The sequence below is a fragment of the Pseudomonas sp. EA_65y_Pfl1_P113 genome (genome assembly GCF_963970525.1).
GTDB classification, from domain to species: Bacteria; Pseudomonadota; Gammaproteobacteria; order Pseudomonadales; family Pseudomonadaceae; genus Aquipseudomonas; species Aquipseudomonas tritici.
This window is the reverse complement of the sequence record NZ_CAXAQM010000453.1, coordinates 1-482: the sequence shown is the minus strand read 5'-3', so window position 1 is coordinate 482 and position 482 is coordinate 1. Positions and strand designations below refer to the sequence as shown.

General features: G+C 65.1%; 1 protein-coding gene. It reads right to left on the bottom strand.

Features of this window, described 5'->3' with window-relative positions; all coding sequences use genetic code 11:
• Positions 1-468: DMT family transporter (locus tag AACY52_RS30535; RefSeq protein WP_339561418.1), on the bottom strand; the 468-nt coding region annotated here is incomplete at its 3' end.
• Positions 469-482 lie beyond the last annotated feature (14 nt).

The following is a 482-nucleotide window of genomic DNA, read 5'->3' as shown; positions in this document are numbered from 1 at the left end:
AATTGCCCAGGTCAAGGCATCGTGCTGCTGAAGGTTGAGCGCATAGGGGATGCCGAGCGGCGGGATCGACAGCGCCGAAAACCAGAAGACCGTCGTCAGCGCGCTTTCGGTGCGCCCGATCTGGCGCAGCAGGATCGCGACCAATGCCACGAACATCGCCGCGACAAGGCCGACCGCCGCGCCGCCTAATGGCAACGCGCCGGTCCCCGGTTGGGTGACGATCAACACGCCGATAAAGCCGACAAAGACGGCGGCCCAGCGGTGGATGCCGACCTGTTCGCCGAGGATGAGGGCCCCCAGCAGCGTGCCGAAGATCGGTACGGTAAACTGCAAGGTGGTCGCGTCTGCCAACGGCAACAGCAACACCGCGCCGAAAGTGGTCACCATGCCGATCAGGCCAACGGCGGTGCGCCGGACATGTGCGCCGAATCGCTGGGTCCGGAGCGACGAAAGGCCGGGACCGGTCACCACGATTCCCAAAA